Raw genomic sequence first — 22,022 nt, forward strand, 5'->3', positions numbered from 1 at the left:
CTTAACGCTTTCTGCCAAAACTGGAGTAAAATATAAGTATATGCTATACTTTCGCATTGTATGCCAGACAAAAAGTAACATAAGCAACTATTAATACCAGTTAACCCGGAGAGATTATGAGTTTTTTAACAATTGAGAATATTTCCAAATCATATTTTGACAAAAAAGTTCTGGACAGTGTTTCTTTTCGCCTCGATAAAGGGGAAAGACTCGCACTTATCGGTAGTAACGGAACCGGCAAAACTACGCTGCTTAAATTGATAACGGGACTGGAAAAACCTGACAGCGGTAGAATTATTATGCCCTCTGGTGTAATACCCGGTTATTTATCACAGCATGTCGAAGATATTTGCGATCTGGATAAAACTGCTTTGCATAATCAGGAACTGACAGATCTGGAAAATCAAATGAGAGAAAAAGAAAGAGAAATCTCAGAACTGGCAAACTCAATTGAAATATGCAAAAATGATGAACAGCTTAACACATTAAAACAGCAGCAAAATAGGTTATATGCTATTTACAATAATCTTACTGCAACCTTCGATTCGGCAGGTGGATATAATTTTCGTCATCAGATGATGGATACATTAAACGGCCTAGGTCTCGATAACGATACTTTTGATCGTCCAATGAGTCAATTATCAGGTGGGGAAAGAATGAGGGTCGCATTAGCAAGACTACTGATTAAATCACCCGATCTTTTATTACTCGATGAACCCACAAACCATATGGACGCCAAAGCAATGGAATGGCTGGAGCAATATCTTGTGTCTTTTAAGGGTGCGGTGCTGCTGATATCACATGACCGTATGTTCATTGACAAGACAGCAACATCGGTAGCTGAACTTAGTCAGGGAGCAATCAGAATAAATCCGGGAAATTACAGCAAGTTCATTGAATTGGAACAGGCCAGACAGGAAACACTAGAAAAGGAAATAGCCAATCTGTCCAAAGAATTAAAAAGACAGGAACAGGTCACTCAGACTATGCTTTCACATAGAAATATGTCCGGTTATCATGCCAGAGAAAAAGTTTCCGCTAAGCTGTCTGCAAAATTAAGCCAAATAAAAACAAGTGCAAAAAAAGAAAGAAACAGTCTTAATTTTCGCTTCATGCCGGGGAATCTTGACGGAGCACCTGATAAAGAACTTGTTTCTCTTAAAAATGTATCGATCTCATTTAGCGGAGATAAAAATCTCTTTGCTGATGCCAGTTTTGTAATCAGACGTGGAGAAAGGTATTGCCTTTGCGGTGATAATGGTTGCGGTAAGTCAACTCTGTTAAATCTTATTTTGGGTAAAACAGATCTTTTTGATGGCGAAATCCATTTATCAAGGCAAGCTGTTTTTGGACATATGGGACAGCAGATAGATTTCTCTGATGAAAATGCCTCAGCACTGAATACTTTGTTGGTACACAGCGGTATCGACGAGGCGACTGCAAGAAATTTACTTGCAAGATATGGCTTCCGGGATGTAGATGTTTTTAAAAAGGTAAAAATTCTTAGTGGAGGCGAAAGAGCCAGGCTTTATCTATGCTGTCTGCTGCTGGAACAGCCGGATATGTTATTTCTCGATGAGCCCACGAATCATCTGGATATTAATTCTCGTGAAATACTGGAACAGGCATTAATTGGTTTTGACGGTTCAATTCTATCAGTCAGCCATGACAGATATTTCATAGATAAATGCGCTGATAATATCCTGGGCTTTATAAACGGTAAAATTGACAGTTTTGATTCCTTCACAAATTATAGAAAAAAGGTAAAAGAAACAGAAGAAAAATTTATTAATGAAGATTTAATAAAAAAACAATCGGCCAGTGAACAGGCAAAAGTCAAAGAACTCGCAGGTCGTATTAATCGTGCCGAGGAAAGAAAAAACGAAGCCAAACGCAAGCAAAAAATTCGGGATCTGGAAAAAGAAATAGCAGAACTCGAAAAAGAAAAAACCGAACTGGAAAACAAGTTCAGTCAAGACAACACTCCGGAATTATATGCAAGATATGCTGTTGTACTGCAAAAAACCGAGGATATCTACGAAGAACTGTTTGAATTGTCGGATACATAATTAATTTATCAAAGCAGTTGAAAATTTTCAGGGAATTACCAGCTTTATTGCCGATGGTACAGATTTTATTTTTACAGGCAATGTATCACCTTGTTCCCCGTCAAGATCCAAAGGCACAGAGCAATTGCTATTGCAAACTATTTCCAGCTTTCTTGTTTGGAAATAACTGATACTTTTATGATTTAAATGTTCTCCATTAACAAGTCTCACCAACAGCGGCAAAAAATCTATCCAGCTTTGTTTATGAACAACAAGCACATCAAGGAGACCATCTGTAATACTGGCATCTGGTGCCAAATTACGAAAACCGCCAACACTTTTGGAATTCGAAACAATAAACAGCATTATTTCGTCATCTATTATTTTATTATCTGCCGTTATTGAAACAGGCACAGTCTGCCACAACTGTTGAGGTAAATCCATAGCGCCGCTAAAAACATATGCCAGTTGACCTAAAACTGTTTTAGCATCTGAAGTAGTTTTGTAAGCAACATCGGTTAAAATACCTCCGGCTGCAACATTAAGAAAATACTTGTTTCCAGCTTTGCCTACATCTGACCATATAGTATTAAATCTACGCAGCATTTTACAATATTCATCAACTTCACGGGGAATCCCCAGGGAAAAAGCAAAATCGTTTACAGTACCCGCAGGCAGCATTGCCAGAGGGGTTGTTTGACCACCGTCAAGCATACCGTTTATTACCTCGTTTAAGGTACCGTCTCCGCCAACAGCCAATATCAAATCTGTCTGCCAGGGCTGAAATGTTCTGGCAAGTTCATATGCATCTCCGGCACCTGTCGTCTGCGTTATATCAACCTGGCGAAAAGTTTTATCTTCAACCAGCTTATCTATTATCTGTTGTGCATGCTTTTGCACGATCTGTCGTCCTGAAGAAGGATTTATAATAACTTTTACTTTCAAGTCACATTTCCCTTTCTTATTTTTATATTGTTATACTTATATCATAGCTATTGCACTAGCACATTTCAATCCGTCAAGTGCAGCCGACATTATGCCTCCAGCGTACCCTGCACCTTCACCACAAGGGAAAATGCCTGTTTTTTCCGACTGCATATTATCATTTCGAAGAATCCTCACAGGAGATGAACTTCTTGTTTCCGGTCCTGTAATAACTGCGCCCTCCCAGGCAAAACCTTTGATTTTTCTATCAAACTGCTCAATTCCTTCCTGCAGACTTTTGCATATATAAGAAGGTAGATAATCTTCACTGGCGCAAAAGTTTGAGACTGGTTTGATAGTTGATTCAGTCTTAAAAGGCAGATTATTCAGCATTAACTGCCGGCTGACTTTATCGGTTTTAGCAGCAATACCTTCAGGCATAAAATCTGACAAAAGCTGTGAAGGAGCATTATATCCACCGCTCACAACATATGCTCTCTGTTCCAGACGACGCTGCAGCTCAATTCCACCCAATGGGCTTTGTCCAATAAAGTCTGCTTCAGATATCGATACCAAAAGAGCACTGTTGGCATTATTCATATTTCTGGCATGGTAGCTCATGCCATTTGTTACAATACCTCCAGCCTCAGAAGAAGCAAGTATAACTTCTCCACCAGGACACATACAAAAAGAATAAACAGATCTGCCAGAGGATAGTTTTGTTGCCAGGCGATATTCAGCAGCCGGAAGCTGTGGATGAGACGATGACACTCCGTACTGTGCCGCATTGATCAAATTCTGTGGATGCTCTATTCTTACACCCATAGCAAAAGCTTTTGCTTGCATCGGCAGTCCTGATTTATATACAATTTCAAAAGTATCTCTTGCGCTATGACCTATAGCTAAAATCAAGCGCTTAGTTTTTAGATATACTTGTTTAGAACCTGCTGCACTATCTGAATTGTCTGTAAAAAAAACACCTTCCAGGCACCCTTTGTTCAAATCAAAACCATCTAAAGTGCAATTAAACCTGATCTCACCACCAAGACTGATAATTTTTTCCCTTAAGTTTACAACTACTTTGCGAAGAATATCCGTGCCTATATGTGGCTTTGAAAGATAAAGAATTTCTCCCGGAGCACCACATAAAACAAGTTCCTGTAAAATAGACTCACACCTGGAATCTTTGATTCTGGTAGTCAGCTTACCATCGGAAAATGTTCCTGCACCGCCCTCTCCGAACTGGACATTGCTTTGCAAATCAAGAAGGCCTTCTTTCCAGAAGCTAGCAACATCAATACTTCTTTTTTCTACCGGACTTCCCCTTTCCAGCACAATGGGATTATATCCACATAAAGCCAGATAAAGAGCAGCAAAAATACCTGACGGTCCGAAGCCCGCAATCACAGGCCTGTTGATATCTCTCAACAGTTTATGACTGCTGTTTTTCCGATAATTATCGGGCAATAATCCAGCTATTCCTTTACATTGTGGCAAAACACCTGTTTGAATAGCATAATTTATCTTGATCGCATCTTTTCTACGGGCATCTATTGATTTCCTGATAACAGTCCATTGCGGAATATCTTCATAGGAAATTGATAATTTATCTGCCAATTTAGAAAGCAGTTCTTCCTGACTATGACCCAAAGGCAATACCAGTTCTATTATTTTTTTAACTGCCATTGAATTCTGCCTCCTGTTTTAGCAAATGACCTGCAGCTCTGAAACCGGCAATCCAGCCACTTGACCATGCCCATTGCAGATTAAAGCCGCCGCAAGAAGCATCAATATCCAAAACCTCTCCGGCTGCAAAGAAACCTGAGCAAATACGTGATTCCATACTATCGGGATAAAACAGCCTGACATCAAGACCTCCTGCCGTAATCTGAGCCTGATCCCAATCCCTTGAGCCTGTTATTTTTATATTTAATCCTTTAATTGTATTTATAAGAGAATCAATATGTTCTTCTGTAAGTCTGGAACTAGACAAAGTGGGCACCACCGAATTATGTACACCTGCTTTTACCAGTTCTTCACCCAATCTTCTGTGCATAAGTCCTGTTAGCACACTTTCACAAATCAGATCAGGATGTAAATCTATTCTTTGGCGCAGCCACTGACGAAGTTCTTCCTCACTCATATCCGGCAAAAAATCAAATTCCAAATCTGTATCTATCTCGTTAGAAACAGCATTATATGTTCTCGATAATTCCATTGCAGCGATCCCGGATATACCGTAATTTGTCCACAAAAACTCGCCTCGGTTTTTCTCTAGTATTTTGCCTTCCTGTTTTATACTAGCTATTGCTTCAAAGCGAATACCGCTGCATCTTTTGCAGATTGGTGATTGAAGACATAAAGGTACCAGTGCCGGAAATGGAGTAATAAGATCATGCCCCAGTTCAGCAGCTATTTTATAACCATCTTCAGTTCCGCCAAGAGCAGGTGCGGCAAGACCTCCGGTAGCAAGAACAACAGCATCGGCAGTGTATATTTTGCCGTTACTTGTTTTTACACTAAATGCCGGTTCTGATGTTAATGGCTTCTTACCAAGATATAGAGGCTCTGAGCGTATTATTTCACTAACAGGCTGTTCTGTTTTAACGACGATATTCAATCTGTGCATTTCAAGTCTGATTATGTCAAGAACCGTGGCAGCTTGATTAGATAATGGATATATACGACCTTCCGAATCCTGTCTTGTCTTCAAACCTAATTCTTCAAATAAAGATAAAACAGCAGCAACTGAAAAACGATGCAATGGCCCCCGTGCGAATCTTGCTTCACTACCATAATAACAGTCAGGACCGGCATTAATATTGGAGAGATTACATCTGCCATTACCTGTTGCAAGAAGTTTCCTGCCGGCACGTTTACCTTTTTCCAGCACCAGAACTTTGCTGGTATCAGGCAGTACTCTGGCAGCAGCAATCGCAGCCATCATACCGGAAGCTCCAGCACCAATTATAATCAGAGCATAATTCTCATTCATTTTGCATCTCCGGTTTTACTATCTCCTTGCTTTGCCTAACAAGGCTCAGGCAACGTGCATATTTACTTTTTGTTTCCGGCTCCAGTTTCAATTTTTGACTCAAAATTGCACCTAAAGAAATCAAATCATCTACTTTCCCCTTTTTCAATTCAAGCTCCAGCTCACATATAGGTTCACGCAAGGAACCTCCTAAAATAAAACCCTGATCAAGAGCTATCTCCACAACCGTATCACAATAAGCCAGATCATAACAAAGACGGCTGAAATCTGCCTGACAGATCAATATCAGAGGCTTTTGGTTTATTTGCCGCAATAGATCAGCTAAAACATTTCCGGATTTTTTTCAGCTGATAATGTTGCTGAAAAGATATCAGCATTAAATCCGGCAGCAAATTCCTTTAAAGAAAACTCTTTTCCCAAATCAACATTCCATTCAAATCGCTGATGAAGAGCATCGGCAATTTTCGAACCCATTTTTATGGTAACTACAAATAAATCATTCTCCTGCCTGACACGCAAGGTTGCCCTGTTTTGGCTCAAATCACCTGAAAAAGTGTCAAAATACATACTTTGCATTTTGTAATTTGCCTTTGAAGCAGGAATTATATATTTTGCGACCATTTGATTTGAGAAAAGTTCGGCAACTAATGACTGATCAGAAAATCTGTATTTCAGCTCGGTTTCCATCCTTTTACCTCATCATTTTTGATTATATAAGCTCTGACAACATATCCAGAGTCTTCTCAAAATCCTTCATTGCATTAATCAATGGTTCTGTTCCTGTCAGATCAACACCAGCTTTTGCCAAAATATTGAGAGGATAATCTGAGCCACCGGCAGACAGAAACTGCATATACTGGTCAACAGCATTGTTCTCTATGATATTTTTAGTAATTGCAACAGCCGAAGAAAAACCGGTTGCATATTTAAAAACATAAAACGAATTATAAAAATGAGGTATTCTTGACCATTCCCATGACATGTAATCGTCAATAACAGTCTCAGGTCCGAAATATGAACGCAACAGCTCTGCATAAAGCTTATTAAGGGAATCAGCATTAAGAGTCTCACCTGACTGAAGCATAGAATGAGCAGTCTTCTCAAATTCGGCAAACATGGTCTGTCGAAAAACAGTAAGTCGGAATTCCTCCAGATAATGATTAAGCAGCCAGGCTTTTTCAAGACGACCTTCCTTTGTTGTTTCATCACATTGTTCAAGTAAATATCTGATCAAAAGATTCTCATTAACTGTTGAAGCAATTTCAGCCAGAAAAATGGGATAATGCGACTGTACAAAAGGTCTGGCGGAAGAAAAGAAGGTGTGCATGCTATGCCCTATTTCATGCGCCAGTGTAAAAACATCCGACAAAGTACCACTAAAATTCAGCAGAACATAAGGATGTGTTTTGTAGGTACCCCAAGAATATGCCCCACTGGTTTTTGAAGGTGTTTCGTAAACATCAATCCACCTGTCTGTCAGATGACGTTCAAGTTGTTTTGCATATTCTTTACCTAGAGGAGCAAGTGCTGCCTTTACCATGTCACAGGCCTGTTCAAAGCTATATCTTCTTTTAGGCATTTCGATAATCGGGATATAAGTATCATAAATATGCAGCTCATCAAGTTTTAAAAGACGTCTGCGCAAGTCAAGGTATTTGTTTAGTACAGGTTGAGTATCATGAATAATATCTATCAGATTAGTATACAGTTCCTCCGGCAAACGATCAGAAAAAAGAGCTGCCGCCAGAGAACTGCTGAATTTACGAGCAGAAGCATATACGTAGTCAGATTTAACCTGTGTACTGTAAAGACTCGCCAAAGTATTGCCCAGTGCAGAATAAGACTCATGAACCTTGCGGAAAGCATCTGCTCTTACTCTGCGGTCAGGGTGATCCCGCAGCTGTGCAAACTTCGCCATTGTAAGCTCTATGTCCTGGTCATTTTCGTCTTTTATTTTGCCAAATTTTATATCGACATTATCCAGCATATTATGTACATCTTCCAACCCTTGACTGACATTGCCAAAAGCAGATAATAATTTCTCTTCAGATTCACTAAGAATATGCGGACGCTGGCGAATCTGGTTCATCAGAAGATGCCGATAAGTCTGCAGACCTTTTTCCTGTTCAATATATTCTATAATTTTTTCTTCCGGTATAGCAGCAATCTCCGGTCTTAGAAAAGATGTCATTGCTGCAATCTGAAAGTATAACGACATAATTCTGTCTGTCATATCCTGGTATACAGGCAGACTGTTATTCTCATCTCTTTTCATTCTTGCATAGGCAACAAGCTCACTCATCGCCTGATCAAGTTCAGAATCACATTCAAGAGCGGACAGCAGATTTGCAGAAGAACTGCCTACACGACCCTTCCATTCAACTATTTTTTCAGCTGAGGACTGCATATTTTTAAAGGAAAGTTCCCAAGCTTTATCATCGGAGAAAATATCTTCCAGTCTCCACTTGTACTTTTCCGGTATTTCATCTCTACTTTTCCAGACTGGTATCTCTGAATCTGACATATCGGCATTTCTATTGAACTTTATTGTTTTTATCATACAAAACCTCCATGATTTTTCAAAAAACTAAATATACGATCATATATAAACATTGACCACAATATACTATAATTATTCCATTTTTAAATTAAGTCTACGAATACCTGTTTTAGTTACGACAGTCAGTAATTCATCAGATACAAAATCCGCTCTGACAATTTCTACTGCCAGATTCTGGTCAAAGAGAACCTCATTTTTATCCAAATCAATAACCATCATGCTAGTCCCGGCACCAATAACCATTTTACTGTTTTTTATGGCAAAAGGAGTAACAGACTCTCCCAACTCTATACCAGCACTTAGGTTCCCTCGACTATCTCTTGTGAAAACTTCCCATTTGCCTCCATATCTTTGATTGGCAATAATGACAAGTCCTCCTTGGTATCCCTGTATCATTTTTATCTGATGAAAAGTTTCCTGATACAAGGGCAAATCCTGATTATAAGAAAATCCGTATAATTCACTCACACCACCGGCGGTCATCACCCCATCGCTGTCATAGGCAACTATAGGAAGAACATTTACTGTGTCTGGTAAAAGTTGACCTTGCTCTAACCCTTCTATGCTATATCTCTTAAAAACAGGTTGAATAGAAGCGCCATCCGTATTAACAATAGCTACATCAAAATAATCTTCATATGGTGAAAAAGAAACAGAAAGAACATATCCGGATTCTGGGAAATAGCAGTCATATAACTTCAAGCCTGTTTCTGGCTCAAACATTCTGACAATACCATGTCCATCAGTCTGATCCTCTATAAGAGCCATATAGCCATCAGCTCTAACAGCTGCACCGGCAATCCTACCAGTAAGATTTCCCTTATATAAGATGCCTTCTTCAGTCAGCATAATATAAGCATGCCCGTCACGATCTGCAACCAGAAGATATTCCCCTGCCTTAACACAAAAAGGAGCAGACATCTCTGATTCAGCAGCAAAAATCTCATTACCCTGAATATTCAGATAAGCCACCTGATTCTGACTTATTCTAACAACACCTTGTCCAAGAGGATAAATATTCTGAACCTGTGAGGAATCGGCATCAAAACCTGTATCCAAAACTGGCTGAGTAAATACAGGTTCGGTTTCCTGAGGCCAGTTATTTTCCTCAGGCAGACTTATCGCTAGAATAACAGCAGCAATCATAAGAAGCAAAGCCAGCACAATCAAAACGATCAGGCTGGCCCTGCTTCGGCGTTTAACAGGATAGTGTTTTCTTTGATTAACCATAATATCTAATCAATCTGATAGCCTTCCTCTGTATTGAATACTCCATCAACTGAATTCAAAATAGAATATTCGAGCATTTTATAAGCAGTAATAATGCCTTCACTATTTTTTTGATCAGAAGTGAATGCAGCTTCCCTGTTTATGTAGAAACCAGTATATTTCCCATCAATAAAAACATAATCAGTATAAGCGTCCCGCTCAACAAATTCAACAGTCTCTGTTCTGGCAGGATCACCACTGTCGGTATCCTTTTCAAGATAAAAAACAAGTTTTGCCTTCGCATTATCAACTGCCCCCGGTTCCGGCACATCGGTTGTGTCAATGCCTGCCAGAGTTATACCTATTATACTCTGATAAAATTTTGTATACAGATTTGTATTTGTTTGACTAAATATCTTAGCATCTTTCCCGTTTAAGAAGAAAGCCGCCTCTTCATCACTTGTTGATTGACCCATTTCAAGCTCTATTTCGGTTTCAAAAACGGTTCCGTATATATCAGCTTCTATTTTTGAAACACGACCGATATTATAAAGACAGACAAAAGGATCTACTAAATCAACCAGCGGAGTATCGAGAGCTGTCAAAGTTGAAGTTTCAACAGTAAAAACTGCATCAACCTGATCAGAAACAGCATAAAGTCTGCCAGATTCAGCAATATCTCCTATTTTTAAAGTGAGTTTACTGTTTTTTGTCGCTAATTCAAAAACATACTGCGGGCTGTCAAGACCATAAATTGAAATGTCTGCCGGATTAAGTTCAACAAAATCAGCCGCACTGATGCTGGTAATCTGGGATACCAGATTACCCATGCTATTTGCATCACCTTCTTTATATAAAGGGGATACAACCTTGAAGCTAAGTGCATTTGTCTGTGAATCTTCAGGATCACCTACAAACTCACAATCAACTTCCATTTTTACATTATCCCTTGATCTTTGCATCGAAAAGCTTATCAAATCATTATAAAGAAAATTTACCGGCAAATTGTTATCCAGCCAATAGAGGTTATTTTCTTGAAGTTTTGCAGATACGGATGTGCTGACAGAACAAACTCTGCCACTTCCTTCAAGCATAACATATTCAGAAGTTCCACTGGCAAGAGTATCGCCAATCAAAACTTTTTTGCTTGTATTGTCCTTAAGATGATAATTAATCTCAATTTGTGGATTGCCAAGCCCGAAACGCTCTATATTCTCCGCAGATGTTTCTATTTCACGTTCGGCATTTAATAACAAAATACTATTAACCAGATCTGTAAGTCTCTCTTTATCATAAAAAGAACTGTTTTCATCTGCCAATGTCCAGGTAATCTTTTCAGAATCACCTTCTGAAACCAGCTCAGGTATCAGTAAAAGACTGGTATTCTGATTAATGATTTCTATTTCTTTGATATCAGCAGAAATTAATTCAATTACAGGTTCTATTTCTATTATATTATCATCAGATGGATCTGATGATCCTAAATCTGGCTTTTGATTAATAATTACCAGTACCGCAATCAAAATAATTAAAACAGCACCGAATATTATTAATGTTCTTTTTTGCCTTATCATTTTACGCCTCCGTAATTTACAGATGTTTGCGTTTCCTATATACGACCAGAGCTACGATGAGCAAGGAAATCGGTATAATAAGCATTACAAAAACAGCAGTTATAATAATACTGGTGGTTGTACCTTTGGCAATTGCATAAGAAGTAGGAACTTTGGGACTAATCAGAAGAGTTTCATCCTGGTTTTCACCAGCCAGCCAGTTGATACTGTTATAAAACAAAGTAGGATTATATAAATTTGTACCAAAAGCCTGTATTATATCGTCGCGGAACAAAGCACTGCTGCCATAAACAATAACACGTGCAGGATCAGTTACAGTATCTTGATTAACCCAGCCATTATACTCTGCCAGCAGCCCTATATACTGAAGAGATTGAGCAGAAGAACTTTCGGCATCGCCGCCGACCTCGGCTACACCTTTATCGGAGGTAGTAAGCACAGGTTCTACTGTCAGCCAGTCTCTGGCATTTTTTATTTCATTTATTGCTCTGGTATTGAGAGATAATGTATATCTATCAATTGCAGTTGCCGTAACAGCTCCGGCCGGAGCATTGGCTCTTATAGAATATGCATCCTGCTGATACTGGTTTTCAATATCCTCTTCCCTTAATCTGCTGTTGCTTATTTCAATATTGAATTCCTCAAGTAAAGTGTTCAGCTCTGAAAAATCAGCCTGATTAAAACTGCTTAAAACCATCAAACTGCCACCGGACCGAAGCCAATCGAAAATAACCTGACGGCCTCCTGCCGTAATATCATTTTGAGGATCAACCATAATCAGAGCAGCACAATCTTCAGGTATTTCATTGATATCAAATATATCAAGAGGCAAAACTTTATAATTGTTATTCTGCAGCAGACTCACCATAGTCTGGTATTGATTAGTATAATCAAGCTCGCCATGCCCTGAGGTAAAATAAATAACAGGCGTAGTTTCAGATGCCACGTATCTGATTGCACCGGTGATGCTTTGTTCTGCAATTATACCTGTTACTACAGTTTCATAATACTGATTCATTTCAACCTGATACAGTTCACTACTGATCAGATTTTTTGCCTTGCCTGTATCCTCGCTGAAAACAACAAAATTACCGGCTGAAGGCTTAACTACATTGTCAGGATCAATTTTTTGTAAAATTGTCGGATCAAGATCAGGATCCACAAAAGTCAAGCTGATTCTGCCCGAACTTTTGCTTACATATTCATCAAGCATAGGCATGATATCTGCATAATAGTTATAGTACTGGGAATCCTGCTCAAACAAACCTATGATCTCAATATTTTTGTCAAGATTTGCAAGAATCTCTTCAGTAACATCTCCTATAGAATACATCTTATTGCCTGTCCAGTCCCACTTAAGTTTATCACCAAGCAAATTATCAAAGACAATATTGAACACAAGAACAATCGCAATAAACATTATTGTCGCTATTACAGAAAAATTACGCAGGCTCAGATTTCTCTTATCTACAGCTCTATCTTTCTTAACATCACTTTTCTTTTCTTTTTGTATATTATTTTTCTTCTCACTCATATGCCTCACCTCTGACTCCAGCGTCTTTTTTCTATCACACGGTTTGTTAAAAACAAAAATACTGCAACTATGCTGACAAAAAATATCAGCGGCGATATTTCAAAAATACCTGCAGAATAATTGCCTATACGTGTACTGGGGTTTATCCACCTGACAGCATTTGTAACAGCATCCCCGGCTGAACCGATCTGCGTACTTGATAAACCGAAAAAATTAATTTTGTCTATCAAGGTAGCAGCTATCGAACCAAGCATACTGGCAATTGCATCAATCAGGGTAAGCAGCATGATAACAATGAATGATATAACTGCGGAAATTATTTGATTTTCAGTAAGAGCTGAAGCAAATATACCAATAGCAATATAAGCAGAACCCAGGAAAACAAATCCTATATAGGCTCCCAAAACACTGATATTAATGACACCATCATATAGTAAGGTAATAAAAACATGTATAAATGTACTTGCTGTCATAACAAGAAACAAAGACAAGGCAGCAAGATATTTTCCTATTACGATTTCTATTGTACTGGCGGGGGAGGTATAAAGAAGTACTTCCGTACCGTTTTTACGATCTTCAGAAAAAGACCGCATAGTCATTAAAGGTATCAAAATAAAGAAAAAAGATTGTAAAAATGCCAGTTCACTCACTATATTTATCGCTCCGCTTAAAATGAAAGAAGAAAAAAACAATCCTCCCAGAGCTAAAAATATTGCCAGAATGACAAAACCCATCGGTGAATGGAAATATGCCATAAAATCACGTTTACAAATTGCTTTTATACGATTCATACAAATGCCCCTCCTTTATACCAGCTTATTCTCTGTTACCTTCAGGAATATTTCCTCAAGAGTCGGATCAAGAGATTTCATTTCCACTATAGGCCAGCTATTACGAGCCATTTCGAAGAATACCTGCTTTCTTACATCGGCATCTGCTGAATTTTCAATTTCAAAAATATTTATATTGTCTTCCTTTTCCATAATCAGTTCTGCCATTCTGACACCTGGAATTAACCGTACTTTTTGAATTACTTCTTTGGCAGGTCCCTCCGCAGCCAGTTGGAACTTGGAAGTTTTTGCCATTTTGCGTGACAATCCGTCAGGAGTATCCACCGCAGCAATCTTGCCTTGATTAATGATAACTACTCTTTCGCAAATAGCCTGCACTTCAGGCAGAATATGTGAACTTAGAATTACCGTATGCTTTTTGCCCAGTTCTTTAATGAGATTTCTTATTTCAATAATTTGTTTAGGATCAAGACCCACTGTCGGTTCGTCAAGCACAAGCACATCTGGATTGCCAATCATCGCCTGTGCTATACCAACCCTCTGCCGATAACCTTTAGATAGATTTTTGATAAGACGTTCGGCAACATCCGTTATTCTGACCAGCTTCATTATATTAGCCATTTCCGATATGCGAACAGATTTTTCAACACCCTTGAGATCAGAAACAAATTTTAAATATTCAAGGACTGTCATATCCAGATACAAAGGAGGGTTCTCAGGAAGATATCCAATACATGATTTAGCAGCCTGCGGATTTTCTAAAATATCATGTCCGTTTACAGTAACTTTGCCAGATGTTGCAGAAAGAAATCCTGTCAGGATATTCATAGTTGTGCTTTTACCTGCTCCGTTTGGTCCAAGAAATCCCAGAATTTCACCTTTCTCAACTGTAAAACTGACATTATCAACCGCCAGCTTTTCCCCATAATACTTTACGAGGTTATGAATTTCTATCATAGTATTTCCTCCCGTAATTCAGTTTTGAATGTTTTTTTTGCATATTAACCACGGCAATCATTATACTTGATTGATAATTGAATGTTAATGATAGTTCACAATTGTTCAAAATGATTTAGTTTTGATGAAAAAATATACGGCTGCGAAAAGCAATATTCTCATTTTTTCCAGTTCTACCTTCAACAAAACAAACATTCTGCTCTGACATCTGAACGAATAAAAGAACCTTGCTCTTAAAAACAATTTCACTTATATACTGAATATCAATACCGGTAATAGTCATAGGTATTAACTGGTCACTATCACTGCTATTATAAATTGCAGCTTGTACGGCATCTACAGCCCAGGCCACATAACGAGTATTATTTACATGCCCATTTCTATCAATATCACTGTAATCTGCATATTTTAACAAAAGAGGCAAATCTTGCTCTGGAAGTTCTAGATTTTTTAATTTCGGACAATCAAAATCAAAAACAGAAGGTGCTTCCAGCTGATTATGCAACATCTCCGCATCAATAACCTGTTCAGGTCTAACAGGGCGATGTGTCTCCTGACTTGCAAGAAACCACTCCGAGGAAGCTTGACCGATCAGCTCAGTACCATCCTCGCCACTATAAAACTCGAAATCCCTTAAACATAATAGCCGCCTTGCTCCACGACTCCAGGTTTTTACTCTCAGCGGCTCATGCCATGAAGGCATTCTCTTCATTCTCACTGATTTTTTAGACAATAACCAGCAGATATTAATCGGATCAAGCCTATCAGCTCCCATATTAATACTTTTTGAATGATTATATGCAGCTTCCTGCATCATAGCAAACAAGGAAGACATATGAAGAGTATCATTAAAGTCTGTCTCTATAGCACGAATATCAAAGGAATAGATCCCCTCAAGAAAGTTTTTTTCATTATTAGTATGTTTAGTTGTCATTTTTTATGTCTCCGTAATTTAGTGATTGACGTTCAGCCTCCTGTAAATCTTTTTTGCAAAAAGCAATAATAATAAGACCTATACCAAAAAGTAAAAGCAATGACAAAATGCCATATGAAGAACGTCCGGTCAAATGTGCAATAAGTGCATATAAAGCTGGACCTGTAACGGCTGCGAATTTGCCGAAAATATCAAAGAATCCAAAAAATTCATTAGAACGTTTTGGCGGAACAAGCTTTCCGAAAAAAGATCGGGATAATGCCTGTATACCACCCTGGACTGTTCCTACCATAAAAGCCATAACCCAGAATAATCTTGTTGAAAACTGTAAAGCATCTGCATAGCCTGGAGAATCAGGTTGATACTGTTCCAGCGAGAATCCCATAAAAAATCCGGTCAGACAAATAAGAAAATATATTATTATTGCCACCGATATCATTTTTATAGAGCCAAAACGAGAAGCCAGGCTGCTAAATAAAATTGAGCAAGGAACCGCTACAATCTGTGTTACCAGCAAAGCAAGTATCATGCCGGTTGATCCAAGACCCAGCGAAGAACCATAAACAGTTGCCATGTGAATAACTGTATTGACACCGTCTATGTAGAAAAAATAGGCAATCATAAAAACAAGCATTGCCCGATTATGGATAATATCACTCAAAGTTCGGCGTAATCCTATAAAAGCCTGCCCGATAAGCCGACCTGCCGGACGATCTATATAATACTTCTGTTTAACATTAAATAATATGGGAATAGAAAAGACTGCCCACCAGACAACACAAATTATGACAGAAAGCTTAACAGCCAGAACAGAATCCATACCCCAGTTTTCACCAAACATAATCAAAACAATAGAGATTATAAAAGGAATAGTGCTTCCACCAATATACCCCATAGCATAGCCCCATGCCGAGAGCTTATCCATTTTTTCCGCTTTGGTCACATCAGTAATAAAGGAATCATAAAACAGCAAAGAGCCGGCAAAACCTATATATGAAAAGGCATAGCCGGCAAGCATTATTTTCCAGTTATCAGTCAAAGCCATTGTTGCGGTAAAAACTAATCCTAATAGCAGAAAAAAAGCAAAAAGCTTCTTTTTCATCCCTTTAAAATCACCAAGAGCTCCAAGAACAGGTGCCATAACAGCAATCACCAAAGTTGCAGCCGAAGTCGCATATCCCCAGTAAACATCGCCATTAACACCACCGGAGGAAGCTATTTCGGCAAAATATATCGGAAATATTGCCGCCATAATAATTGTTGCATAAGAGGAATTAGCCCAATCATAAAGAATCCAGCTTTTCTCAGTTTTGTTAAAGCGTGATTCGGAGAGCATACTACTTTGCATTCATTTTTACCGTCCCTCTTATTTATTGACCGAATTGATTGTATTTAATTCTCGAAGGATTATATCTTTTCATATTTTTGAGCATTCTCTCATCCGGCGCAAAAAGAATCATTACCCGTTCCTGATTGTAATTAGTAAGTATGAACCAGTTATCAGCCGACTGTGCATAGCCAGAAAAATCAAGAAGTTTATAATTGCCCTTGCGAGCCTGCTTATCGTCATCAGTTCCTGTTTTTGCCATCAGCTCAAATTCCTTGGCTTTAACTGAAAGAACTCTTTTACGCCTACGCTTAGCAATGATAATATCAATATCCAAATCACCATTAGTTACGATATATTCATATTCTTTGTTCATTCCTGTAAGCAAATACCATAAACCATAACCAATACCTACAAGCAGAAAAGGAATCAGGAAGCTAAACATACTGCCATACATAAAAATAGCAGTCAATAATACGAAGGCAAGTAAAAGAATACCTGCAATTTTTGCGTAATCCTGTCCTGTTTTGCGTTTAGTAACAATTTTCTCTAAAAAAACGTCGTCCATAAGATGACCTCCCTTGTTCTCCTGACTATTCTATCGCAATGTAGTTAAGTTGTACAAGTAAAAAAACTGCCCCTGACAAAACAAAAGTAATGTCGGGGCAGCTTTATCTCTATTTATTTGATGAATGTAATTTCGACGCTATGTCCGAAATCCAATTAATACATGCCTGCTCCAGGGCCACCAGCCGGCATTGCAGGCTCTGGCTCAGGGATATCAGCAACAACAGCTTCTGTTGTCAAGAGAATTGAAGCTATTGAAGCAGCATTCTGCAGAGCAGAACGAGTAACCTTAGCAGGATCAACAATTCCGTTTTCCATCATATTGACATATTCTTCATTGAGAGCGTCAAAGCCGATACCTACATCACTGTTCTTAACCTTTTCGCAGATAACACTGCCGTCAAGACCTGCATTGGCTGCAATCTGGCGTACAGGTTCTTCTAGGGCTTTCAGAACGATACGTATACCAGTTTTTACATCGCCTGAATGATCAGCAATCATTCCCTCAACACCAGGCAAAGCATTGATATAAGCAGTACCACCACCTGCAACAATACCTTCTTCAACAGCGGCTCTGGTTGCAGCAAGTGCGTCTTCTATACGCAGTTTCTTTTCTTTCATCTCAGTTTCGGTTGCTGCACCAACTTTGATAACAGCTACACCACCTGAAAGCTTTGCCAAACGCTCCTGGAGTTTTTCACGATCGAAATCAGAAGTTGTTTCTTCAATCTGTGAGCGAATAGATGCGACACGAGCTTTGATGTCTTCATCTGATCCAGCACCGTCAACAATAATTGTATTTTCTTTCTGAACTTTGATCTGACGTGCACGTCCGAGCTGCTCAAGTTCGGTTTCTTTAAGATCAAGGCCGAGTTCTTCTGTAATTACTTCACCACCGGTCAAAGTAGCTATATCCTGCAGCATGGCTTTTCTTCTATCACCAAAACCAGGAGCTTTAACAGCAACACAGGTGAATGTACCACGCAGTTTATTAACAACCAGAGTAGAAAGCGCTTCACCTTCAACATCTTCTGCAATAATTACCAGTTTTTTGCCTGTCTGAACAACTTTTTCAAGAAGTGGCAGTAAATCCTGAACATTGCTGATCTTTTTATCTGTAATCAGAATATATGCATCATCAAGTACAGCTTCCATCTTATCTGTATCAGTAACCATATAAGCAGAAACATAACCACGGTCAAACTGCATACCTTCAACAATTTCAAGCTCGGTACCCATGGTTTTTGATTCTTCAACAGTTATTACACCATCATTAGTCACTTTTTCCATGGCATCTGCAATCAGTTCGCCTACATAGCTGTCATCTGCTGAAATTGCAGCAACACGGGTAATATCTTTTTTGCCGGAGATTTTTTTGGAATTGTCCTGTATACCTTTTACAGCAGTATCAACGGCCATCATTATACCCTTGCGCAGAATCATCGGATTTGCACCTGCAGCAATATTCTTAATACCTTCACGAATAATTGCCTGAGCCAGCAAAGTAGCAGTTGTTGTACCGTCACCAGCGACATCATTTGTTTTTGTTGCAACTTCTTTTACCAGCTGAGCACCCATATTTTCAAAGCGGTCTTCAAGTTCGATTTCTTTTGCGATTGTTACACCGTCATTGGTTATCATAGGTGAACCGAATTTTTTGTCTAAAACAACATTACGACCCTTTGGACCGAGAGTGATTTTAACTGTATCAGCCAGTTTATTTACGCCTCTTTCCAGAGCATGTCTGGCGTTTTCTGCATATTGTAAATCTTTAGCCATTTCTATCTACCTCCTGTGAGTATATGTTTTTTCAAAACTATTGTTAATTATTAATAAAAAACCGGTCAAATTTCTGATTATTCTACAATTGCCAGAATATCGCCTTGTTTCAAGATAGTGTAGTCTACATTATCCATCTTTACTTCTGTGCCGGCATATTTGCTGATAAGAACTTTATCACCAACATTTACCTGCATTGTAACTTCTTTGCCGTCCACAAGACCGCCAGGCCCTACAGCAACAATCTCGGCAACCTGCGGCTTCTCTTTAGCTGAACCAGGCAGAACAATACCGCTTCTTGTAGTTTCTTCCATTTCAATCATTTTGATGACAACTCTGTCACCTAAAGGTTTAATGGTCATAGTTTTTGCCTCCTTTATTGTGTATAAAATACGCTTTATTAATTCATTAGCACTCTAAACTATTGAGTGCTAATTCCAGAGTCTAATATATTGTTTTTGCAGTGATTTGTCAAGTTATTCGATTGTGAAAAATTATGAAAAATTTGTGTCTAAAAGTCCATGCCAGATTTCTGCCTGATAAAACCAGGACAAGACTGCCGAACTTTCCAGCCAGCTGCTGATATTTTCTGACAAAGGTGCAAGGAGTGCAGCGATAAAAAGAATCACATGTACTATTACAAGGGCAAAAATCAAATTAATCAGTAAACCGGTAAAACGATTTGCAAAACCCAGCAAAGGTAATTTATCCATAAAATCTGTGAGCTTACGGCCTATCATAACGATCAGAATGATGATGACTGACGTAATGATTAAAAACAGACCTGCAGATAAAGCAAAGCGAAACATCATTGATGACAAGTCCTGCCAGGCTGTCTGACCGCCGGAAGAATCTGCAAAACTGCCGATCAAAAGCTGTTCAACGGCACTCGGCAGGCCAAATCCAGCAATAGCCTCGGCAACGGTTTCTCCTGATGCCTGCAACGGTTCAATAGTTTTTGCCTCTATTCTTTCTGCCAAAGGTTGCAAAAAAGGCGCTTTTTCAAGCACCCTTGTCATTGGCCCCATCAGGAACCAGGCTACAGCCAACGATATAAGAGTAGTGGCCAGACTGATCAAGGTCAGTAAAAATCCTCTTTTCCAGCCAATAAAAGCCATAATAAGTATAAATGCTATTACTATAATATCTGTAATCATGTCTCTCCTCAGATTGATAAAAAACTACTGTTTTCTGGTGATTATATTGGATTACCTTCTGCTAAGTCAGCATTGTCGCCATCACCTGGATTTGGATTTGGACTTGGAGCTGGTAATGGAGTTGGGGTTGGATTTTCCGGTTTTGGCGTAGGTGTAAGTGCAGGAGTCGGCTTTGGCGTAGGTGTAGGTGTAGGTTTAGGTGTCGGCTTTGGCGTAGGCTTTGGTGTAGGCTTTGGTGTAGGTGTTGGCTCAGGCTTCACCGTAGTCGTTGCTTTTGTTTCTTCAGATGCAGAAGGCTGCGTTTGGGGCGCAGCCGTCGTTGGTTCTATTGTTTCAGTTGTTGTCTCTTCCTGTATGGTTGTTGTCTGTACTGTCGTTGTACTCCGAGTCGATGCAGTTGTTGTACTACTCATCGACAAGTTACCGTTTGGAGCCCCCGGTATTTCTTTTACCGGGTCAAAGGGGAATTTTTGACCGAAGATAAATTCCTGCAGATGAGGTATCATACCGTTAAAGTCACAAAGATTTACCCAGCTTTGTCCATTACTCTCTGTAAAATATCCTTCTATCGGAATCTGCATCTGTTCTATTTCACCATTCATTATCGGTAGTGTTTTCAGACCCAGATCCATGATCTGACCTTCGCTTAGATTTGTTGTTATATACTGAAGGCCACCTGTTATCATATTAGTCTTTGTGATTACATTTGCTTCATTGAATGCATCAAGCAAAGCCTGCATAACAGTTCTTTGACGACCCATACGGGCATAGTCGGCTCCAATTACTCTGATGCGGGCATATGAAACAGCTTGTCTGCCGTTTAAGAGCTGCACACCGGATTCTGTAACAAGTGGTGATTGCGGTTTGTCCGGATGGTCATTATTGGCGATTATTACACTACTGTTAATATGTTCAATTTCAGCCGGTTGAACATCTATTTTTACACCGCCTACAATATCGATTATCTCTTCCATAGCAAACATGTTAACTACAACATAATTTTGAATATTAAGACGGAAAGTATCGTTGACAACACGTACAGCCATTGCAGGGCCGCCCCTCGCATTGGCAGCATTGATCTTGTCAGGTTGATCTTTGCCTGGGAAATAAACCAACATATCCCTTTGCAAAGAAGTAAGCTTAAGCTTATTGCTTTTCTGATCTATGGTTAGAATCATCATTGCATCCGATAAAGTTTCAATACTATCAGGATCGCGCGAATCAACACCTAAAAGCAAAATATTAGTTACACCCTTAACCTCAGGCAAAGGGTTAAGCAAGCTTTCAGTCGGCACATTGAATTCATCCGGTAGAGTTTCCTTGTCGGAATCAATCAGATTTATTCTGCCCATCACATATCCCCAGACTAACCAGCCTGCCAATAATAAGACTACAAGAATAGACAGAACTATAATTAAAGCACGACGTCTCTTCTGTTTTTTTGTAAGCTGCTTTTTGGGTTTACCGTTTTTATCCAGCTTAACTTTTCTGCCATTAGCGTTTTTCATCCCGTTGGGTGCTGTTTTATTGCCATTTGACATTGTGCTATTTACTGATTTGTTTTTATTTGAACGAGGATCTATTGGCTGCCAGACCTCTGGTTGAGAGTTTCTGCCGCCGTCCTGCTGATGTCTGTTCTTTTTCACAAAAAGACCTCCTGATAAAC

The 22,022-nt window shown here is 39.1% G+C and carries 19 protein-coding genes; 1 reads left to right on the forward strand and 18 read right to left on the reverse strand.

The annotated features are described in order from the left end of the window. The first annotated feature begins 116 nt into the window (after window positions 1–116). Window positions 117–2,069, forward strand: coding sequence for a ribosomal protection-like ABC-F family protein (gene abc-f / locus AC0KSB_RS13445; RefSeq protein ID WP_472310142.1), 1,953 nt, complete (start codon window positions 117–119; stop codon window positions 2,067–2,069). 27 nt (window positions 2,070–2,096) lie between these two features. Here the strand turns inward: abc-f and AC0KSB_RS13450 are convergent, their stop codons facing one another. From AC0KSB_RS13450 to AC0KSB_RS13535, 18 genes are all read right to left on the reverse strand, one after another. Further along, window positions 2,097–2,993, reverse strand: coding sequence for a diacylglycerol/lipid kinase family protein (locus tag AC0KSB_RS13450; protein WP_472310144.1), 897 nt, complete (start codon window positions 2,991–2,993; stop codon window positions 2,097–2,099). 36 nt (window positions 2,994–3,029) lie between these two features. Beyond that, on the reverse strand, window positions 3,030–4,658 hold the full coding sequence (locus AC0KSB_RS13455; protein ID WP_472310146.1) for an NAD(P)/FAD-dependent oxidoreductase: 1,629 nt from the start codon (window positions 4,656–4,658) through the stop codon (window positions 3,030–3,032). After that, a complete protein-coding gene (locus AC0KSB_RS13460; protein WP_472310148.1) occupies window positions 4,648–5,967 on the reverse strand; it encodes a BaiN/RdsA family NAD(P)/FAD-dependent oxidoreductase in 1,320 nt (439 codons plus the stop codon). Before AC0KSB_RS13460 ends, AC0KSB_RS13455 begins: the two co-directional genes overlap by 11 nt. Next, window positions 5,960–6,280 carry a hypothetical protein gene (locus tag AC0KSB_RS13465; protein ID WP_472310150.1) on the reverse strand — a complete coding sequence of 107 codons (321 nt, stop codon included), beginning with the start codon at window positions 6,278–6,280 and terminating at the stop codon, window positions 5,960–5,962. Before AC0KSB_RS13465 ends, AC0KSB_RS13460 begins: the two co-directional genes overlap by 8 nt. Window positions 6,281–6,288: 8 nt before the next feature. Continuing rightward, a complete protein-coding gene (locus AC0KSB_RS13470; protein WP_472310152.1) occupies window positions 6,289–6,654 on the reverse strand; it encodes a CYTH domain-containing protein in 366 nt (121 codons plus the stop codon). Between the two features lie 22 nt (window positions 6,655–6,676). Then, a complete protein-coding gene (gene pepF, locus AC0KSB_RS13475) occupies window positions 6,677–8,527 on the reverse strand; it encodes an oligoendopeptidase F (RefSeq protein ID WP_472310154.1) in 1,851 nt (616 codons plus the stop codon). Between the two features lie 72 nt (window positions 8,528–8,599). Beyond that, a complete protein-coding gene (locus AC0KSB_RS13480; protein ID WP_472310156.1) occupies window positions 8,600–9,757 on the reverse strand; it encodes a DUF5711 family protein in 1,158 nt (385 codons plus the stop codon). A gap of 5 nt (window positions 9,758–9,762) precedes the next feature. Continuing rightward, window positions 9,763–11,310, reverse strand: a complete 1,548-nt coding sequence (locus tag AC0KSB_RS13485; protein ID WP_472310158.1) for a DUF4340 domain-containing protein — start codon at window positions 11,308–11,310, stop codon at window positions 9,763–9,765. Between the two features lie 16 nt (window positions 11,311–11,326). Further along, complete coding sequence (locus tag AC0KSB_RS13490; RefSeq protein WP_472310160.1) at window positions 11,327–12,844, reverse strand: DUF7088 domain-containing protein; 1,518 nt, start codon at window positions 12,842–12,844, stop codon at window positions 11,327–11,329. 5 nt (window positions 12,845–12,849) lie between these two features. After that, window positions 12,850–13,635, reverse strand: a complete 786-nt coding sequence (locus tag AC0KSB_RS13495) for an ABC-2 transporter permease (protein WP_472310162.1) — start codon at window positions 13,633–13,635, stop codon at window positions 12,850–12,852. A 15-nt stretch (window positions 13,636–13,650) separates the two neighbouring features. Further along, entirely contained in the window at window positions 13,651–14,592 is a 942-nt protein-coding gene (locus tag AC0KSB_RS13500; protein WP_472310164.1) for an ABC transporter ATP-binding protein, read from the reverse strand. Window positions 14,593–14,707: 115 nt separating this feature from the next. Then, the gene (locus AC0KSB_RS13505; protein ID WP_472310165.1) at window positions 14,708–15,526 is read right to left on the reverse strand and encodes an acyl-[acyl-carrier-protein] thioesterase; all 819 of its coding nucleotides are present in this window, start codon (window positions 15,524–15,526) and stop codon (window positions 14,708–14,710) included. Beyond that, window positions 15,516–16,874, reverse strand: coding sequence for an MFS transporter (locus tag AC0KSB_RS13510; protein ID WP_472310167.1), 1,359 nt, complete (start codon window positions 16,872–16,874; stop codon window positions 15,516–15,518). The genes AC0KSB_RS13505 and AC0KSB_RS13510 overlap by 11 nt, the downstream gene beginning before the upstream one ends. A gap of 22 nt (window positions 16,875–16,896) precedes the next feature. Further along, window positions 16,897–17,421, reverse strand: a complete 525-nt coding sequence (locus tag AC0KSB_RS13515) for a DUF6106 family protein (protein ID WP_472310169.1) — start codon at window positions 17,419–17,421, stop codon at window positions 16,897–16,899. A 155-nt stretch (window positions 17,422–17,576) separates the two neighbouring features. Then, window positions 17,577–19,199 carry a chaperonin GroEL gene (gene groL, locus AC0KSB_RS13520; protein WP_472310171.1) on the reverse strand — a complete coding sequence of 541 codons (1,623 nt, stop codon included), beginning with the start codon at window positions 19,197–19,199 and terminating at the stop codon, window positions 17,577–17,579. Window positions 19,200–19,276: 77 nt separating this feature from the next. After that, on the reverse strand, window positions 19,277–19,561 hold the full coding sequence (locus AC0KSB_RS13525; RefSeq protein ID WP_472310173.1) for a co-chaperone GroES: 285 nt from the start codon (window positions 19,559–19,561) through the stop codon (window positions 19,277–19,279). 132 nt (window positions 19,562–19,693) lie between these two features. Further along, entirely contained in the window at window positions 19,694–20,356 is a 663-nt protein-coding gene (locus tag AC0KSB_RS13530) for a CvpA family protein (protein WP_472310175.1), read from the reverse strand. A 41-nt stretch (window positions 20,357–20,397) separates the two neighbouring features. Further along, on the reverse strand, window positions 20,398–22,002 hold the full coding sequence (locus tag AC0KSB_RS13535) for an LCP family protein (RefSeq protein WP_472310177.1): 1,605 nt from the start codon (window positions 22,000–22,002) through the stop codon (window positions 20,398–20,400). Window positions 22,003–22,022: the final 20 nt, after the last annotated feature.

The sequence above is a fragment of the Ercella succinigenes genome, from assembly GCF_900002895.1.

What these genes read in the sequence shown, in the direction of transcription:
- abc-f (WP_472310142.1), top strand. Translation starts at nt 117, where the DNA reads ATGAGTTTTTTAACAATTGAGAATATTTCCAAATCATATTTTGACAAA.
- AC0KSB_RS13455 (WP_472310146.1), bottom strand. Translation starts at nt 4,658, where the DNA reads ATGGCAGTTAAAAAAATAATAGAACTGGTATTGCCTTTGGGTCATAGT.
- AC0KSB_RS13460 (WP_472310148.1), bottom strand. Translation starts at nt 5,967, where the DNA reads ATGAATGAGAATTATGCTCTGATTATAATTGGTGCTGGAGCTTCCGGT.
- AC0KSB_RS13470 (WP_472310152.1), bottom strand. Translation starts at nt 6,654, where the DNA reads ATGGAAACCGAGCTGAAATACAGATTTTCTGATCAGTCATTAGTTGCC.
- pepF (WP_472310154.1), bottom strand. Translation starts at nt 8,527, where the DNA reads ATGATAAAAACAATAAAGTTCAATAGAAATGCCGATATGTCAGATTCA.
- AC0KSB_RS13480 (WP_472310156.1), bottom strand. Translation starts at nt 9,757, where the DNA reads ATGGTTAATCAAAGAAAACACTATCCTGTTAAACGCCGAAGCAGGGCC.
- AC0KSB_RS13485 (WP_472310158.1), bottom strand. Translation starts at nt 11,310, where the DNA reads ATGATAAGGCAAAAAAGAACATTAATAATATTCGGTGCTGTTTTAATT.
- AC0KSB_RS13490 (WP_472310160.1), bottom strand. Translation starts at nt 12,844, where the DNA reads ATGAGTGAGAAGAAAAATAATATACAAAAAGAAAAGAAAAGTGATGTT.
- AC0KSB_RS13495 (WP_472310162.1), bottom strand. Translation starts at nt 13,635, where the DNA reads ATGAATCGTATAAAAGCAATTTGTAAACGTGATTTTATGGCATATTTC.
- AC0KSB_RS13500 (WP_472310164.1), bottom strand. Translation starts at nt 14,592, where the DNA reads ATGATAGAAATTCATAACCTCGTAAAGTATTATGGGGAAAAGCTGGCG.
- AC0KSB_RS13505 (WP_472310165.1), bottom strand. Translation starts at nt 15,526, where the DNA reads ATGACAACTAAACATACTAATAATGAAAAAAACTTTCTTGAGGGGATC.
- AC0KSB_RS13510 (WP_472310167.1), bottom strand. Translation starts at nt 16,874, where the DNA reads ATGCAAAGTAGTATGCTCTCCGAATCACGCTTTAACAAAACTGAGAAA.
- AC0KSB_RS13515 (WP_472310169.1), bottom strand. Translation starts at nt 17,421, where the DNA reads ATGGACGACGTTTTTTTAGAGAAAATTGTTACTAAACGCAAAACAGGA.
- groL (WP_472310171.1), bottom strand. Translation starts at nt 19,199, where the DNA reads ATGGCTAAAGATTTACAATATGCAGAAAACGCCAGACATGCTCTGGAA.
- AC0KSB_RS13525 (WP_472310173.1), bottom strand. Translation starts at nt 19,561, where the DNA reads ATGACCATTAAACCTTTAGGTGACAGAGTTGTCATCAAAATGATTGAA.
- AC0KSB_RS13530 (WP_472310175.1), bottom strand. Translation starts at nt 20,356, where the DNA reads ATGATTACAGATATTATAGTAATAGCATTTATACTTATTATGGCTTTT.